Origin of the sequence: Frondihabitans sp. PhB188, assembly GCF_003752365.1 — a bacterium.
Lineage (GTDB): Bacteria > Actinomycetota > Actinomycetes > Actinomycetales > Microbacteriaceae > Frondihabitans.
Genome location: NZ_RJUO01000001.1, coordinates 353,378 through 368,662, shown reverse-complemented (window position 1 = coordinate 368,662; position 15,285 = coordinate 353,378). Strand labels below are relative to the sequence as shown.

General features: G+C 67.8%; 14 protein-coding genes. 8 read left to right on the top strand and 6 right to left on the bottom strand.

Going from position 1 to position 15,285, the window contains the following annotated elements; translation table 11 throughout:
- Window positions 1-34 precede the first annotated feature (34 nt).
- Genes pgk through EDF46_RS01730 form a run of 4 tightly spaced genes read left to right on the top strand, consistent with a single transcriptional unit; the run spans window position 35 to window position 2,706 of the window.
- Entirely contained in the window at window positions 35-1,246 is a 1,212-nt protein-coding gene (gene pgk / locus EDF46_RS01745) for a phosphoglycerate kinase (protein WP_123504554.1), read from the top strand.
- A complete protein-coding gene (gene tpiA / locus EDF46_RS01740; RefSeq protein WP_123504553.1) occupies window positions 1,240-2,028 on the top strand; it encodes a triose-phosphate isomerase in 789 nt (262 codons plus the stop codon). The genes pgk and tpiA overlap by 7 nt, the downstream gene beginning before the upstream one ends.
- A gap of 55 nt (window positions 2,029-2,083) precedes the next feature.
- The gene (secG, locus tag EDF46_RS01735) at window positions 2,084-2,335 is read left to right on the top strand and encodes a preprotein translocase subunit SecG (RefSeq protein ID WP_123504552.1); all 252 of its coding nucleotides are present in this window, start codon (window positions 2,084-2,086) and stop codon (window positions 2,333-2,335) included.
- Complete coding sequence (locus tag EDF46_RS01730; protein ID WP_123504551.1) at window positions 2,335-2,706, top strand: RNA polymerase-binding protein RbpA; 372 nt, start codon at window positions 2,335-2,337, stop codon at window positions 2,704-2,706. Before secG ends, EDF46_RS01730 begins: the two co-directional genes overlap by 1 nt.
- 146 nt (window positions 2,707-2,852) lie before the next feature.
- Here the strand turns inward: EDF46_RS01730 and pgl are convergent, their stop codons facing one another.
- The 5 genes from pgl to tkt all read right to left on the bottom strand — a co-directional run bounded on the left by pgl (window position 2,853) and on the right by tkt (window position 9,533).
- Entirely contained in the window at window positions 2,853-3,623 is a 771-nt protein-coding gene (gene pgl, locus EDF46_RS01725) for a 6-phosphogluconolactonase (RefSeq protein ID WP_123504550.1), read from the bottom strand.
- A gap of 2 nt (window positions 3,624-3,625) precedes the next feature.
- Complete coding sequence (locus EDF46_RS01720; protein ID WP_123504549.1) at window positions 3,626-4,576, bottom strand: glucose-6-phosphate dehydrogenase assembly protein OpcA; 951 nt, start codon at window positions 4,574-4,576, stop codon at window positions 3,626-3,628.
- A complete protein-coding gene (gene zwf / locus EDF46_RS01715; protein ID WP_123504548.1) occupies window positions 4,573-6,117 on the bottom strand; it encodes a glucose-6-phosphate dehydrogenase in 1,545 nt (514 codons plus the stop codon). The genes EDF46_RS01720 and zwf overlap by 4 nt, the downstream gene beginning before the upstream one ends.
- Window positions 6,118-6,270: 153 nt before the next feature.
- Window positions 6,271-7,398 carry a transaldolase gene (gene tal / locus EDF46_RS01710; protein WP_123504547.1) on the bottom strand — a complete coding sequence of 376 codons (1,128 nt, stop codon included), beginning with the start codon at window positions 7,396-7,398 and terminating at the stop codon, window positions 6,271-6,273.
- A 32-nt stretch (window positions 7,399-7,430) separates the two neighbouring features.
- Window positions 7,431-9,533, bottom strand: a complete 2,103-nt coding sequence (gene tkt / locus EDF46_RS01705; protein ID WP_123504546.1) for a transketolase — start codon at window positions 9,531-9,533, stop codon at window positions 7,431-7,433.
- 408 nt (window positions 9,534-9,941) lie between these two features.
- Here tkt and EDF46_RS01700 point away from each other — a divergent pair, with 408 nt between their 5' ends.
- Window positions 9,942-10,874 (top strand): heme o synthase, encoded by a 933-nt coding sequence (locus EDF46_RS01700; RefSeq protein ID WP_123504545.1) that lies wholly within the window; start codon window positions 9,942-9,944, stop codon window positions 10,872-10,874.
- 48 nt (window positions 10,875-10,922) lie between these two features.
- Here EDF46_RS01700 and EDF46_RS01695 read toward each other — a convergent pair whose 3' ends face one another.
- Complete coding sequence (locus EDF46_RS01695) at window positions 10,923-11,888, bottom strand: heme A synthase (protein WP_199738172.1); 966 nt, start codon at window positions 11,886-11,888, stop codon at window positions 10,923-10,925.
- Window positions 11,889-12,121: 233 nt separating this feature from the next.
- Between EDF46_RS01695 and sufB the strand changes: the two genes are divergently transcribed.
- Genes sufB through EDF46_RS01680 form a run of 3 tightly spaced genes read left to right on the top strand, consistent with a single transcriptional unit; the run spans window position 12,122 to window position 15,264 of the window.
- Window positions 12,122-13,540, top strand: coding sequence for a Fe-S cluster assembly protein SufB (sufB, locus tag EDF46_RS01690; RefSeq protein ID WP_123504544.1), 1,419 nt, complete (start codon window positions 12,122-12,124; stop codon window positions 13,538-13,540).
- A complete protein-coding gene (sufD, locus tag EDF46_RS01685) occupies window positions 13,541-14,917 on the top strand; it encodes a Fe-S cluster assembly protein SufD (protein ID WP_123504543.1) in 1,377 nt (458 codons plus the stop codon). It abuts the gene before it with no gap.
- Window positions 14,917-15,264, top strand: coding sequence for a Rieske 2Fe-2S domain-containing protein (locus EDF46_RS01680; protein ID WP_123504542.1), 348 nt, complete (start codon window positions 14,917-14,919; stop codon window positions 15,262-15,264). Before sufD ends, EDF46_RS01680 begins: the two co-directional genes overlap by 1 nt.
- The last annotated feature ends 21 nt before the right edge of the window (window positions 15,265-15,285 follow it).

The window sequence follows — 15,285 nt, the reverse complement described above, 5'->3', positions numbered from 1 at the left end:
ACGTCTGCGATCTAGAACAGAGACAGGCCACTCAATGCCTCTTCGTACCCTCGACTCCCTCGGAACCCTCTCCGGCAAGCGCGTCATCGTCCGCTGCGACCTGAACGTGCCGTTGAAAGACGGCGTGATCACCGATGACGGTCGCGTCCGCGCTTCGCTGGGAACCTTGAACACCCTGATCAACGCGGGGGCACGAGTCATCGTGATCTCGCACCTCGGCCGCCCCGACGGCGAGGTCAAGCCCGAATACAGCCTCGCGCCGGTCGCCCAGCGACTGAGCGAGCTGCTGGTCAAGTCGGTGGGCTTCGCCTCCGAGACGACCGGTCAGGCGACGACCGACGCGGTCATGACGATGACCGACGGCCAGATCACGGTGCTCGAGAACCTCCGGTTCCAGGCTGCCGAGACGTCGAAGAGCGACGACGAGAGGAAGGCCTTCGCCGCGGAGCTCGCAGCTCTCGGCGAGGCCTTCGTCTCGGACGGCTTTGGTGTCGTACACCGAAAGCAGGCCAGCGTGTACGACCTGCCGCAGCTCCTCCCGAGCGCGGCCGGCTCACTCATCGAGACCGAGCTGAAGGTTCTCGACCGCCTGACCGAGAATCCCGAGCGCCCCTACACGGTCGTGCTCGGAGGCTCGAAGGTCTCCGACAAGCTCGGCGTCATCGAGCACCTGCTCCCTCGAGTCGACAATCTCCTGATCGGCGGCGGAATGCTCTTCACGTTCCTCGCGGCCCAGGGCCACGCCGTGGGCAAGAGCCTGCTCGAGGCCGACCAGCTCGACCGGGTCCGCGGCTACATCGCCGACGCGGAGTCGCGCGGCATCGACCTCGTCCTGCCGACCGATGTCGTGGTCGCCTCCGGCTTCTCGGCCGATGCCGAGCACGAGACGGTCGCAGCCGACGCGATCGAGTCCACCGGCTTCGGAGCGGACGGCATCGGACTCGACATCGGCCCCGACACGGCGAAGGCGTTCGCCGACATCATCACGGCGTCCACCACCGTCTTCTGGAACGGCCCCATGGGCGTGTTCGAGTTCGACGCGTTCGCCGCCGGCACCAAGACCGTCGCCCAGGCGCTGACCGAGGTCTCCGGCCTCGGTGTCGTCGGCGGCGGCGACTCCGCCTCCGCCGTCCGGGCCCTCGGGTTCCACGACGACCAGTTCGGTCACATCTCGACCGGCGGTGGCGCCAGCCTCGAGTTCCTCGAGGGCAAGAAGCTCCCCGGACTGGAGGTCCTCGGATGGTAACCGCACGTCGCCCGCTCATCGCCGGCAACTGGAAGATGAACCTCGACCACCTGCAGTCGATCGCCTTCGTGCAGAAGCTCGCGTGGAACCTCAAAGACGCGAAGCACGATGCCGCTACCGTCGAGGCGGCGATCTTCCCCCCGTTCACCGACCTCCGCAGCGTGCAGACCCTGATCGACGCCGACAAGCTCGAGCTCGAGCTGGGTGCGCAGGACCTCTCCGACAACGACTCCGGAGCCTTCACCGGCGACATCTCGGGCGCCTTCCTGTCAAAGCTCGCCGTGAAGTACGTCATCGTCGGCCACTCCGAACGCCGCACGATCCACCTCGAGTCCGACGAGGTCGTGGCCAGCAAGGTCGCCGCGGCTCACCGCAACGGCCTCGTGCCGGTCGTCTGCGTCGGCGAGACGGCCGACGATCTCGAGAAGCACGGTCCGAGCGCCGTGCCCGTCGCCCAGCTCAAGGCCGCCCTGGCGGCCGTTCCGTCCTCTGCCGAGATCGTCGTCGCCTACGAGCCCGTGTGGGCCATCGGCTCCGGCCAGGCGGCGACGCCCGACCAGGCCCAGCAGGTCTGCGCCGCCCTCCGCGCGACTCTGGTCGACCTCCTCGGAGCCGACGCCGCGGCCTCGACGCGGGTCCTCTACGGCGGCAGCGTGAAGGCGTCGAACATCGCCTCGTTCATGCGCGAGCCCGACGTCGACGGCGCGCTGGTGGGCGGTGCGAGCCTCGATATCACCGAGTTCGCGAGCATCATCCGCTACCAGAACCACGTCGGAGTCTGAAACAGCGGGCCGTCCAGTTATAATTGCTGTCGGCCCGCCCCTCGAAAGGTTCTCCGTGCAAATTCTCCAGGTCGTACTGCAGGTGGTGCTCGGCATCACGAGCCTCCTGCTGACCCTCCTCATCCTCCTTCACCGCGGGCGTGGTGGTGGCCTCTCCGACATGTTCGGCGGCGGCGTCACCAGCAACCTCGGCGCGTCGGGGGTCGCTGAGCGCAACCTCAACCGCATCACCGTCATCCTCGGCCTGATCTGGATCACCTCGATCGTGGTCCTCGGCCTCATCACCAAGTTCTCGGCAGGTTCGTAATGGCTTCAGGCGGCAGCGCAATCCGTGGGTCTCGCGTCGGCGCAGGTCCCATGGGCGAACAAGACCGCGGCTTCCACGCGGAGCGGATCACCATCTCCTACTGGGATGCCCTCGGCAACGAGGTCGTCCGCCACTTCGCGGCGAATGTCCCCGACGAAGAGATCCCCGAGACGGTCGACTCGCCCTCGAGCGGCCTGCCGGCCGGTCGCGACAAAGACAACCCGCCTGTGGTCGCGAAGCTCGAGCCGTACAAGACGCACCTCGCCTACGTGAAAGAGCGTCGCACCGAAGAAGAGGCGGCACAGCTCCTCGACGAGGCGCTTCAGCAGCTCCGCCAGCGTCGCGGCAAGGTTCCGGCCAAGAAGGCGTAGCGCCGCGGCTTTCCGCACGAACTGGCAGAGGCCTCCGAGCGTCATGTTCGGGGGCCTCTGCCAGTTCCTGCGCCCCTCTGAGTCGCCCGGCACGAACGACGAAGCGCGCACACCCTGAGGGGCGTGCGCGCTTCGAGATGCCGCGACTAGTACGTCGAGGCGATGAGCTGCTCGGGTACTTCTGCGGCAGCGTCTTTGTCGACGAAGAACACGGTGCGCTTGCGGCCCTTGACGCCCGCCACCGGCACCTGGTCGGCGCCGGCACCCGCGAGGGCGAGCCCGAGCGACGCGGCCTTCTCAGCGCCCGCGAGGATCATCCACACGCGTTGGGAGTTGTTGATCGCCGGGAGACTGAGCGAGAGGCGGACGGGCGGCGGCTTGGGGGAGTCGTCGATCGTGAGGACAGTCGGCTCGGTCGCACTGATCTGCGGCTTGTCCGGGAACAGCGACGCGACGTGACCATCGGGCCCGACGCCGAGCAGTGTGATGTCGAAGCGGGGCGACTCGTCGTCACCCTGCGCGAACTCCTTGAGCTCGGCCACGTACGCGGACGCGGCCTCGTCGACAGAGGCGAGCTCACCCACTGCGGCGAAGCGGTGCACGTTCTCGGCGGGAACGCCGATGTGGTCGAGCAGATCGATGCCGTTCTGCTTGTCGTTGCGGTCGGCGCTGTCAGCCTCGACCCAGCGCTCGTCAGACCACCAGAAGGACACCTTCGACCAGTCGACGCTGTCGCGCGCCTCAGACCGGTTGATCGCTGCGAGCACGAGGGTGCTGACCGAACCGCCGCTCAGGACGACGGAGGCGTAGTCCTGCTCCTCGATGACATCGATGATCTTGGTGATGAAGCGGGCCGCGACGGATGCGCCGAGGCTCTGCTTGTCAGGGTGAACGAGCACCCGGCGTTCATTCGTCACTCTCAGTTGCTTTCTTGGTCGTCGCGCAATTGCTTCACGCCGGTCTTCACGACATTCCCGAACAGGGAGTCTGGGTCGAGTCTACGGAGTTCCTCGGCCAGGCAGTCGCGCAGGGACCGGCGTGGCAGCGACAGGTCGTGCACGGGCTGCCCCGGCTGCGACAGCGTGGCGACGTTCACGATCGACCGCTCGAGCTCGATAGGGCCCGATTCGCGGATCAGCTTGACGCCGTGGATGCCGCTCGAGCCGGTCGCCCGGGTCGTGAGCGAGTGATCCACCGGGACCTGCAGCTGCAGGCGGAGCCAGGCCGCGAGAAGAAGCGTCGACGGGGAGTCGGCTGCTCCGGACACCTCGACAGCGGTCACGGGCTCGTACGGCGGCTGGTCGAGAGCCGCGGCGAGCTGCGTGCGCCAGAGGGTGAGGCGGGTCCACGCGAAGTCGGTGTCGCCCGGTTCGTACGTCGACGCCAGGTCGACGATCGACTGGAGGGGATTGCTCTGCGCGGCGGCGTCGGTGATGCGGCGCTGCGCGATCCTGCCCAGGGGCGACTCCGAGACGACGGCGGGCGCCTTGCCCGGCCACCAGGCGACGACCGGAGCGTCGGGCAGGAGCAGGCCCGTGACCAGCCCCTCCTCGTCGGCCGCGATGTCTCCGTACGCGCGGAGCAGGATGACCTCGCTCGCGCCGGCGTCGCCGCCCACACGGATCTGGGCGTCGAGGCGGGCCTCGGAGCCGTCGGCGCCGTCGTCTTCGGTCGAGATCACGATGACGCGCATCGGGTGCTCGCGCGACGCCTCGTTGGCGGCCTCGATGGCCTCCTCCTCGTGCCCGAGGCTCGTGGAGATGACCAGCGTGAGCACGCGACCGAGGGCGACCACGCCGCCCTCCTCGCGGATCTTGACGAGGGCCTTCGAGATGTGGCTGATGGTGCTGTCGGGAAGATCGACGATCACGGACGCCTCCAGGTTCGGCCGTCACGGGCCATGAGCTCATCGGCGGAGGCGGGGCCCCACGTGCCGGGTCGGTACTGATCGGGCTGGCCCTGCGTCGCCCAGAACTCCTCGATCGGGTCGAGGATCTTCCACGAGAGCTCCACCTCTTCGTGACGGGGGAACAGCGGCGGGTCGCCGAGGAGGACGTCGAGGATCAAACGCTCGTAGGCCTCGGGACTCGCTTCGGTGAAGGCGTGGCCGTAGCCGAAGTCCATCGTGACGTCGCGCACCTGGGTGCCGATGCCGGGGACCTTGGAGCCGAAGCGGAGCGTGACGCCCTCGTCGGGCTGCACGCGGATGACGAGGGCGTTCTGGCCGAGCTCGGCACCGTCACCCAGACCGAAGACGTTCTCGGGGACGCGCTTGAAGACGACCGCGATCTCCGTGACCCGGCGGCCGAGGCGCTTGCCGGCACGGAGGTAGAACGGGACTCCCGACCAGCGACGCGTCGCGATCTCGAGCTTGATCGCCGCGAAGGTCTCCGTGACGGAGTCGGGGTTCATGCCGCCCTCCTCCAGGAAGCCGAGCACCTTCTCGCCGCCTTGCCAGCCACCGGAGTACTGCCCGCGAGCGGTGCCCTTCGAGAGGTCTTCGGGGATGCGGACGGCGGAGAGGACCTTCTCCTTCTCGGCCCGGAGGTCCTTCGCGCCGAAGCTCACGGGCTCTTCCATCGCCGTGAGGGCGAGGAGCTGGAGCAGGTGGTTCTGAATGACGTCGCGCGCCGCGCCGATGCCGTCGTAGTAGCCGGCCCGGCCGGCCACGCCAATGTCCTCGGCCATCGTGATCTGCACGTGGTCGACGTAGTTGCTGTTCCACAGCGGCTCGTACATCTGGTTGGCGAAACGCAGCGTCAGGAGGTTCTGGACGGTCTCCTTGCCGAGATAGTGGTCGATGCGGAACACCGAGTCGGGTTCGAAGACGGTCTCGACGACGGCGTTGAGCTCGCGCGCGGTCGTCAGGTCGGAACCGAACGGCTTCTCGATGACCACGCGGCGCCAGGCGCCGTCCGCCGTGTCGTCGGCCAGGCCGGAGTTGCGGAGCTGCTCGGTCACGAGCGGGAACGCCTTCGGAGGGATGGACAGGTAGAACGCGTGATTGCCCATCGTGCCGCGCTCGGTGTCGAGCTCGTCGATGGTCTGCTTGAGCTCGGCGAAGGCGCTCGCGTCGTCGAAGGAGCCCTGGACGAACCGGATCCCCTCTTTGAGCTGACGCCAGACGTCTTCGTCGAAGGGGGTGCGAGCGTGCTGCTTGACCGCCTCGTAGACGACCTGCTCGAAATCCTGGTCCTCCCACTCGCGCCGAGCGAAGCCGACGAGAGCGAAGCCCGGGGGGAGGAGGCCGCGATTGGCCAGGTCGTACACGGCCGGCATCAGCTTCTTGCGTGACAGATCGCCTGTCACGCCGAAGATGATGAGGCCGCTCGGACCGGCTATGCGGTTGAGTCGGCGGTCGGAGGGCAACCTCAGAGGGTTGAACTCCGGCGTGATTTCCACCGGTGCCATTGTCGAATCGTTGTCCTTGCCTCGTAGTGCTGTGACGTGCGCGCCGCCCCGACGTGCAGCAGGGCCCGGGCGGCAAGAAGGCGGGCGCGGGGATGACCCCGCGCCCGCCTCGTTGTCAGCGGGTTGCGCTGATGCTGATCGCTTGGATCACTGCTACTTGGCAGCCTCGAGAGCGGCCGTGACCGTGTCGAGCAGCTCGTTCCAGGAGACGATGAACTTGTCGACGCCCTCCGACTCGAGCACCCCGACGACGTCGTCGTACGAGATGCCCTGGGCCGCGATGGCGTCCATGACCTCGTTGGCGGCGGCGTAGGAGCCCGTGATGGTGTCGCCGGCGATGACTCCGTGGTCGAAGGTGGCCTCGAGGGTCTTCTCCGGCATGGTGTTGACGACGTCGGCGGCGACGAGCTCGACCACGTACGTGGTATCGAGGACCGCAGGGTCCTTCACGCCGGTCGAGGCCCAGAGCGGACGCTGCTTGTTGGCGCCGGCGGCCAGGAGGCCCGTGGCGCGCTCGGTGGCGAAGGCCTGCTCGTAGACCTCGTAGGCGAGCTGGGCATTCGCGACGCCCGCCTTGCCCTTGAGTGCCTTGGCCTCGTCGGTGCCGACGGCCTCGAGGCGCTTGTCGATCTCGGTGTCGACGCGCGACACGAAGAAGGAGGCGACCGAGTGGATCTTCGAGAGGTCCTTGCCGGCGGCCTTGGCCTGCTCGAGACCGGCCAGGTAGGCCTGGATCACGGCACGGTAGCGCTCGAGCGAGAAGATCAGCGTGACGTTGACGCTGATGCCCTCGGCGATGACGGCGGTGATGGCCTCGAGACCCTCGATGGTCGCCGGAATCTTGATGAGGACGTTCTCTTTGTCGACCTTCGCGTAGAGCTGCTTGGCCTGGCTGATCGTGCCGGCGGCGTCGTGAGCGAGCCCCGGCTCGACCTCGATCGAGACGCGGCCGTCGAAGCCGGCGGTCGAGTCGTAGATCGGCTTGAAGACGTTGCAGGCATCCGCGACGTCGTCCGTCGTGATCTCGAAGACCGCGTCGGTGACGCCGGTGCCGGCCTTGGCCAGCTCGGCGACCTGCTCGTCGTAGGCCTCGCCCTTGGCGAGAGCCGATGCGAAGATCGTCGGGTTCGTGGTCACGCCGACGACGTTGCGCTCGGCGATCAGCTTCTGCAGGCCCTCGGACTTGATGCGCTCGCGCGACAGGTCGTCGAGCCAGATGCTCACGCCCGCAGCCGACAACTCGGCGGTGGGGGTGGTGGCGGTGGTCTGGGTGTCAGTCATTTTTCTTCTTCCTTCGTCTGGCTCGTCGCCCGTTACAGGGCGGCCAGCGAGTTCAGCGAGTCCTTGGCAGCGGCGACCGCGGCCTCGGTCGTCATGCCGAACTTCTTGTAGAGGGTCTTGTAGTCGGCCGAGGCGCCGAAGTGCTCGATCGACACGGAGCGGCCGGCGTCGCCGACGATGCCGCGCCACGGCATGGCGATGGCGGCCTCGATCGAGACGCGCGCCTTGATCGACGACGGGAGCACGGACTCCTTGTACTCGTCCGACTGCTCGTCGAACCACTCGAGGCTCGGGGCCGAGACGACTCGGGCGTTGATGCCCTCGCCGCGAAGCGCCTCGCGGGCGTCGACAGCGATCTGGACCTCGGATCCGGTAGCGATGAGGATCACGTCGGGGGTTCCGCCCGGGGCCTCGGCCAGGACGTAGGCGCCCTTGGCGACGTTCTTCGCCGAGGCGAAGGTCTCGCCGACGGCGTCGCCGTCGCCGCGCTCGAAGACGGGGAGGTTCTGGCGGCTGAGCGCGAGGCCGGCGGGGCCGGAGAAGCGCTGCAGGATCGTCAGCCAGGCGTAGGCGGTCTCGTTGGCGTCGGCGGGGCGCACCATGTCGAGGCCCGGGATCGCGCGCAGGGCAGCGAGCTGCTCGACCGGCTGGTGCGTCGGGCCGTCCTCGCCGAGAGCGACGGAGTCGTGGGTCCAGACGTAGGTGACCGGCGACTTCATGAGGGCGGCGAGTCGGACTGCCGGGCGCATGTAGTCGGAGAAGATCAGGAACGTTCCGCCGAAGGGGCGCGTGTTGCCGTGCAGCGCGATGCCGTTGAGGATCGAGCCCATGGCGTGCTCGCGGATGCCGAAGTGGAGGACGCGGCCGTAGGGGTTGCCCGTCCACTCGTGGGTCGACCACTCCGACGGCACGAACGACTGCGCGCTCGAGATCGTGGTGAGGTTCGACTCGGCGAGGTCGGCCGAGCCGCCCCAGAACTCGGGGACGACGCCGGCGATGGCGTTGATGACCTTGCCGGAGGCGGCGCGGGTCGAGACCTCTTTGCCGGGCTCGAAGACGGGCAGCGCCGCCTCGAGGCCATCGGGCAGCTCGCCCGCGAGCATGCGGTCGAGGAGGGCCTTCTTGTCGGGGTTCGCCGCAGCCCACTCGTCGAGCCTGGTGTTCCACTCGGCGTGCTGGGCCTGGCCGCGCTCGACGGCCTTGCGGGTGTGCGACAGGACCTCGGGGTCGACGTCGAACGACTTCTCCGGGTCGAACTCGAGGAAGCGCTTGAGGCCGGCGATCTCTTCGGCGCCGAGAGCGGAGCCGTGCGACTTGCCGGAGCCCTGCTTGGTGGGCGACGGCCACGCGATGATGGTCTTGAGGATGATCAGCGACGGCTTGTCGGTGACGCCCTGGGCGCGCTCGATGGCGTCGTTCAGCTCGGCGACGTCTTCGACGTACTCGCCGGTCTTCTTCCAGTCGACGACCTGGACGTGCCAGTCGTAGGCCTCGAAGCGCTTGTGGACGTCCTCGGTGAAGGCGATGTTCGTGTCGTCCTCGATCGAGATCTGGTTCGAGTCGTAGATCGCGATCAGGTTGCCGAGCTGCTGGTGGCCGGCGAGCGAGGCGGCCTCGCTGGTCACGCCCTCCTGCATGTCGCCGTCGCCGGCGATCACGTAGACGAAGTGGTCGAAGGGGCTGGTGCCGGCGGGGGCCTCCGGGTCGAACAGGCCGCGCTCGAAGCGGGCCGCGTAGGCGAAGCCGACGGAGCTGGCGAGACCCTGGCCCAGGGGGCCGGTGGTGATCTCGATTCCGTCGGTGTGGCCGTACTCGGGGTGACCCGGGGTCTTCGAGCCCCACGTGCGGAGCTGCTCCAGGTCTTCGAGCTCGAGGCCGTAGCCGCCGAGGTAGAACTGGATGTACTGCGTCAGCGACGAGTGGCCGACGGACAGGATGAAGCGGTCGCGACCGATCCAGGTGCTGTCGCTGGGGTCGCGGTGCATGACCTTCTGGAAGAGGAGGTAGGCGGCAGGAGCGAGGCTCATGGCCGTGCCGGGGTGGCCGTTGCCCACCTTCTCCACCGCGTCGGCCGCGAGAACGCGGACAGTGTTCACTGCCTTGTTGTCAATGGATTCCCATTGCAGATCTGCCACTTGAAGATGACCCTTCTTGATGCGAGATTGTCTTGTTGCAGGATTGGGCGGGTTGTCGATCCCGCACCGTGTCTGTCGAAGACACTGACATGCTCGCCGAGGCTTCATCGACTCGACCCCGGGACGCACTTGTTGCATACGAGCCCTCCGGGCCTGCTGCCGGGCATACCTCTAGGAACGACATCGACACGGACTGTGTGATCGGCGCCCTGGGCCCTGCAACTGGCAAGCACCCCCAAGTATAGAGAGGTCAGGGCACCCTTCGCCCGCTCGCGTCGCATCGATTCGCGCTGAGCGCAGACAATCATCGATTAGACTTCACGAGGCCACAGACTCGCTTGCGACGACGCATGCGCCGGGTTCGCCTCGGCGCCGCCTCCGGGCGAGTCGCACAACGTTTGAGGACCGATGACTGCAGCAATCGACACCCCCGCCGGCTCCGCCAAGAAGGAGCCCGTCGGTGTCGCCCGCAAGGTCAGGGGCTACATCTCCCTGACCAAGCCACGCGTCATGGAGCTCCTGCTCGTCACGACCATCCCGACCATGTTCCTGGCCCAGGGCGGCGTGCCCCCGGTCTGGCTCGTCGTCGCGACCCTCGTCGGCGGCGCCCTCAGCGCCGGCTCGGCCTCCGCGTTCAACTGCTACATCGACCGCGACATCGACCGGGTCATGAAGCGCACCAAAGACCGCGCCCTCGTGACCGGCGACGTCACCGACCGCGAGGCCCTCGTCTTCTCGTACGCCATGGGCATCGCCTCCATCGCCTGGCTCGCGCTGACGGTCAACATCCTGGCGGCCGCCCTGTCGCTCGCCGCGATCCTCTTCTACGTCTTCGTCTACACGCTCTGGCTCAAGCGCCGCACCCCGCAGAACATCGTCTGGGGCGGCATCGCCGGCTGCATGCCGGTGCTCATCGGCTGGGCGGCCGTCACGAACTCGCTGTCCTGGGCGCCCGTGATCCTCTTCATGGTGATCTTCCTCTGGACTCCGCCGCACTACTGGCCGCTGTCGATGCGCTACCGCGACGACTACGCGTCCGTCGGCGTGCCGATGCTCGCCGTGGTTCGCGGCCGCGCCCACGTCGGCCTCCAGGTGATCCTGTACGCCTGGGCGACCGTCGTGTGCTCCGTGCTGCTCATCCCCGTCGCGCACATGGGTGTCGTCTACACCGTCGTGGCCGTCGCGAGCGGCATCTGGTTCATCGTCGAGGGCCACCGCCTCTACGGCCGTGCCATCACCGAGGTGGCCGAGGTCAAGCCGATGAAGGTCTTCCACGCTTCGATCACGTACTTGACGCTGCTCTTCATCGCGGTCGGCATCGACCCGCTCCTGCCCTTCTAGCTTCCATCCATCTGGCTCCCGCCCCTGTGGGCCAGTAGCAGGAACCGCCTAGGCCGTCGCGCTGACGGCCGCCTCCGGCACCGGCTTGGCGAGATCGGCGTCGTTCTCGAGCGTGTGCGTCACCGCCGTCATGGCGGCGACGAGCAGCCCCGCCAGCACGAGGTGCGCACCCACGAGGAACGCCGGCAGGCCGGTGTTGGCCTGCACGAGGCCGACGATGATCTGAGCGACCTCGACGCCGAGGAGCATCAGCACGAAGCGGTGCTGGAGCCCGAGCCGGAAGGCGCCGGCCACGAGCACGAGGGTCAGCGCGAACACGGCGAAGGCAGGGACGGCGTGGAGCACCTCGATCGTCTTCGGGTCGAAGCCGTTGCGGTGCGTGTTCGCGTCTCCTGCGTGCGGACCCGCGCCGGTCGTCAGGATGCCCAGCACGACGGTGATCGCGACGAAGACGGCCGCGACGCGCGTGACGGCGGCGTGCCAGCGGGGAGTGGCGGGGGAGTCACCGCGTGGACCGTTGTAGACGCGGTAGACGAGCGTCGCGGTGATGCGGACCAGGACCATCGAGACGATGAAGTGCGAGCCGACGACGTACGGGTTGAGCTTGGCAAGCACGCTGATGCCGCCGAGGACGGCCTGGAACGGAATGCTCATGCCCTGGATGAACGTCAGCCAGAACAGGTCGCGGCGGACTCGTCGCATGCGGAACACGGCCAGGAACGCGGCGATGACGACGATCACCAGCACGAACGTGAGCAGCCGGTTGCCGAACTCGATGACGCCGTGCAAGCCCATCTCCGGCGTCGTCACGAACGATCCGGCGCTGCACTGCGGCCAGGTGGGGCAGCCGAGGCCCGACCCCGTGAGTCGGACGAGGCCGCCGGTGCCGACGAGCAGCAGCTGGCAGGCGAGCGACGCCCAGGCGACGACACGGACACGGCGGTCGATCGTCGCGGGGAGATAGTCGAGGAGACGGGCGAGGATGCCCGCAGGCCCAGCCTGAGCGTTGGTCACGGATTGCTGCCCTTCGTTCCTTTTGGAGTCTCGACCTGTAGAATCGATGAGTTCAGGAAGACACCCGTTTCGGTGAGTCGACGCAGACCGCAGATCAAGACGAAGTCAATTCTATTGAGGCTGATCTGGGTGCGAGCCTGAACCCATCCCCGCGGCTGCTGCCGTGGGGTCACCCAGCAACGGGAATGCCGCAACGGACGTACAGGTTCGAGTCGGCAAAGGAAGAGGTACGAATGTCAGACGTGTTGATTGACCGCCCCGAGCTCGAAGGCCTCGGCCAATACGAGTTCGGCTGGGCCGACTCCGACGCAGCAGGCGCCTCGGCGCGCCGCGGCGTGAACCCCGAGGTCGTCACCGACATCTCGAACCTCAAGAGCGAGCCCGAGTGGATGCTCAAGAACCGTCTCAAGGGCCTCACCCTGTTCGAGCGCAAGCCCATGCCGACCTGGGGCGCCGACCTCTCGGGCATCGACTTCGACAACATCAAGTACTTCGTCCGCTCCACCGAGAAGCAGGCGACCAGCTGGGAAGAGCTGCCCGACGACATCAAGGCCACCTACGAGAAGCTCGGCATCCCCGAGGCAGAGCGCAACCGCCTCGTCGCCGGCGTCGCCGCTCAGTACGAGTCCGAGGTCGTCTACCACCAGATCCGCGAGGACCTCGAGGCCCAGGGCGTCATCTTCATGGACACCGACACGGCCCTCCGCGAGCACCCCGACATCTTCCAGGAGTACTTCGGCACGGTGATCCCGGCCGGCGACAACAAGTTCGCTGCATTGAACACGGCGGTCTGGTCGGGCGGCTCGTTCGTCTACGTGCCCAAGGGCGTCCGCGTCGAGATCCCGCTCCAGGCCTACTTCCGCATCAACACGGAGAACATGGGCCAGTTCGAGCGCACGCTGATCATCGCCGACGAGGACTCCTACGTCCACTACATCGAGGGCTGCACCGCTCCGATCTACAAGAGCGACTCGCTGCACTCGGCCGTCGTCGAGATCATCGTGAAGAAGAACGCCCGCGTGCGCTACACGACGATCCAGAACTGGTCGAACAACGTCTACAACCTCGTCACCAAGCGCGCGATCGCGCACGAGGGCGCGACGATGGAGTGGATCGACGGCAACATCGGCTCCAAGGTGACGATGAAGTACCCGTCGATCTACCTCGCCGGCGAGCACGCGAAGGGCGAGACGCTCTCCGTCGCCTTCGCCGGTCCCGGCCAGCACCAGGATGCCGGCGCCAAGATGATCCACATGGCCCCGTACACCACGTCGTCGATCGTCTCGAAGTCGATCGCCCGCGGCGGCGGCCGCGCCGGCTACCGTGGCGAGGTCCGCGTCGACGAGGGAGCGCACCACTCCGCGAACACCGTGCGCTGCGACGCTCTGCTCGTCGACACGATCTCGCGGTCCGACACCTACCCGGCGATCGACATCCGCGTCGACGACGTCCAGCTCGGTCACGAGGCCACGGTCTCGCGCGTCAGCGAGGAGCAGCTCTTCTACCTGATGTCGCGCGGGATGGCGGAAGACGAGGCCATGGCGATGATCGTCCGCGGCTTCATCGAGCCGATCGCCCGCGAGCTCCCGATGGAGTACGCACTCGAATTGAACAAGCTCATCGAGATGAGCATGGAAGGATCCGTCGGCTAGATGTCTGCAACTCCCGCACCAACCGAGGCTCCGGTCATCGATGCCCCCGCTCAGCACGGCGCCGTCGCCCACAGCGACGGCGACTGGGCGAACCGGGCGATCCCCGTCCAGACCCGCTCCGAGCGCTTCTCGTCGACCGATCCCGCCGCGTTCCCCGCGGTCACTGGTCGCGAGGTCGACTGGAAGCTCAGCCCGGTCCCGGCCCTCCGTCCGCTGATCGACGGCCCTCTCGACGGCTCGCCCTACGCGTATCTCGCGCGTGAGACTCCCGGCGCGACGGTCGAGTGGGTCTCGCCCCAACACGAGCTCGTCGGCACCGCCGGAACACCCGAGGATCGCGCCTCCGCCAACGCCTGGTCGAGCGTCGAGAACGTCCTGCTCGTCACGGTCTCGGGCGACGAGCCCTCCTCCATCACGATCGGCCGCTCCGGTCTCGACGCGGCGCCCCGGGCCGGCCACACCGTGATCCATGCGACGCCCAACTCGTCCGGTCTGGTGATCCTCCAGAACTCGGGTGACGCTCAGCTCGTCGAGAACGTCGAGATCATCGTCGACGAAGGGGCGCACCTCACGGTGGTCACCGTTCAGGAGTGGAACGACGGCGGCATCCACCTCGCGAGTCACCTCGCCAGGATCGGTCGCGACGCGCAGCTCAAGCACTTCGTGGTGACCCTCGGCGGCAGCATCGTGCGCGTCAATCCCTCGGCGCACCTCGCCGATCAGGGCGCCGACGCCGACCTCAACGGGGTCTACTTCGCCGATGCCGGTCAGCACCTCGAGCAGCAGGTCTACGTCAACCACGACGCACCCAGCACGAAGAGCCGCGTCAACTACAAGGGCGCTCTCCAGGGCGAGGGCGCAAGGACGGTCTGGATCGGCGACGTGCTGATCGGCCGGACCGCACCGGGTACCGACAGCTACGAGCAGAACCGCAACCTCGTCCTCTCCGAGGGCACTCGCGCCGACTCGATCCCGAACCTCGAGATCGAGACGGGTGACATCCTCGGCGCAGGGCACGCCTCCGCCACCGGCCGCTTCGACGATGAGCACCTCTTCTACCTGGAGTCCCGCGGGATCCCCGAGGAGGAGGCGCGACGCATCGTCGTGCTCGGGTTCCTCAGCGAGATCGTCCAGCACATCGGCGAACCCGCCCTCGAGGAGCGCCTCATCGCGGCTCTCGAAGCCGAGCTCGCCGACGGCGCCCAGGCCCGAGCCGAGGCCAACGCCGCCGGTGCGCCGGGCCGGAAGGCGCGCGCTCCCTACGTCGACTCCCAGCCCGGAGCCGCAGTCGCCGTCGGAACCGACCACGTGACGAGCGAGCCCGACGTCGCCGCCGGGGTGACCGGCGAGGGCACCTCTCCCGGGGGAACGCACTGATGGCCCCGACAGCGCAGGGGCAGCCCGTCTGCTCCGAGGCCGATGTCAGCGTCTCCGAGGCGCTCCGCGTCGTCGTCGACGGCGTGGCTGTCGCGGTCGTCCGCGACTCGGCGGGCCAGCTGCACGCACTCGGCGACACCTGCACCCACGGCGACATCTCGCTGTCGGAGGGCTTCGTCGAAGACGACACCCTCGAGTGCTGGGCCCACGGCTCGAAGTTCGAGCTCACCTCGGGCAAGCCGCTGACGCTTCCGGCCTACGAGCCGGTGCCGGTCTTCCCCGTCTCGGTCGTGGACGGCCAGGTCTACGTCGACGTCACCCCCGCGTCGGCTCCGCCAGCAGCCTGACGCCCTCCGCTCTTCTTCCCC

Excerpts from the sequence above, each read along its gene's own strand:
- pgk (WP_123504554.1), top strand. The coding sequence starts at position 35 with ATGCCTCTTCGTACCCTCGACTCCCTCGGAACCCTCTCCGGCAAGCGC.
- tpiA (WP_123504553.1), top strand. The coding sequence starts at position 1,240 with ATGGTAACCGCACGTCGCCCGCTCATCGCCGGCAACTGGAAGATGAAC.
- EDF46_RS01730 (WP_123504551.1), top strand. The coding sequence starts at position 2,335 with ATGGCTTCAGGCGGCAGCGCAATCCGTGGGTCTCGCGTCGGCGCAGGT.
- zwf (WP_123504548.1), bottom strand. The coding sequence starts at position 6,117 with ATGGCACCGGTGGAAATCACGCCGGAGTTCAACCCTCTGAGGTTGCCC.
- tal (WP_123504547.1), bottom strand. The coding sequence starts at position 7,398 with ATGACTGACACCCAGACCACCGCCACCACCCCCACCGCCGAGTTGTCG.
- EDF46_RS01700 (WP_123504545.1), top strand. The coding sequence starts at position 9,942 with ATGACTGCAGCAATCGACACCCCCGCCGGCTCCGCCAAGAAGGAGCCC.
- sufB (WP_123504544.1), top strand. The coding sequence starts at position 12,122 with ATGTCAGACGTGTTGATTGACCGCCCCGAGCTCGAAGGCCTCGGCCAA.
- sufD (WP_123504543.1), top strand. The coding sequence starts at position 13,541 with ATGTCTGCAACTCCCGCACCAACCGAGGCTCCGGTCATCGATGCCCCC.
- EDF46_RS01680 (WP_123504542.1), top strand. The coding sequence starts at position 14,917 with ATGGCCCCGACAGCGCAGGGGCAGCCCGTCTGCTCCGAGGCCGATGTC.